The 705-nt window shown below is 58.9% G+C and carries 1 protein-coding gene; it reads left to right on the top strand.

Annotation, left to right across the window (positions count from 1 at the left end; translation table 11 throughout):
• A partial coding sequence (locus tag AO726_RS21230; RefSeq protein ID WP_241492097.1) for a DUF5801 repeats-in-toxin domain-containing protein occupies nt 1–705 on the top strand: 705 nt, incomplete at both ends.

A 705-nucleotide genomic window follows, 5' to 3' on the forward strand; every position in this document is an offset into this window, starting at 1 on the left:
ACGGCAAAATCAGCGTGGTCGGTACCATCACCGATGGCGACAACGACACTGCGACTGCCACTGCGAACATTGGTAAGGCCATCAGCTTCCTGGACGACGGCCCAAGCATCAGCGCCAAAGAGCTGGGCAGCCTGAGCCTGCAGGTCGACGAAACCAACCTGAACACAGCGGCTACCTCGTCGTTCACACTCGCTAGCCTGTTCACCAGCGCTGCCGGTGCAGATGGTCAGCAATCGCTGGACTTCGCGCTGAAAGTTGAGAGTGAGGACAGCGGGCTGTTCGACACTCTGACCGGTGAGGAAGTCAAACTCAGCCTCAATGCTGAAGGTGAGGTGATTGGTACCATCAGCGGCGACGTGGTGGTCTTCACTGTCAGCGTAACTGCTGACGGCAAGATCAGCCTGAACCAAGAGCGTGCGGTTAAACACCCGGTCGGTGGCAACAGCCACAACGAAGCCAGTGCGACGCTGGACGGCAAAATCAGCGTGGTCGGTACCATCACCGATGGCGACAACGACACTGCGACTGCCACTGCGAACATTGGTAAGGCCATCAGCTTCCTGGACGACGGCCCAAGCATCAGCGCCAAAGAGCTGGGCAGCCTGAGCCTGCAGGTCGACGAAACCAACCTGAACACAGCGGCTACCTCGTCGTTCACACTCGCTAGCCTGTTCACCAGCGCTGCCGGTGCAGATGGTCAGCAAT

Origin of the sequence: Pseudomonas sp. TTU2014-080ASC (assembly GCF_001446935.1) — a bacterium.
GTDB lineage: Bacteria > Pseudomonadota > Gammaproteobacteria > Pseudomonadales > Pseudomonadaceae > Aquipseudomonas.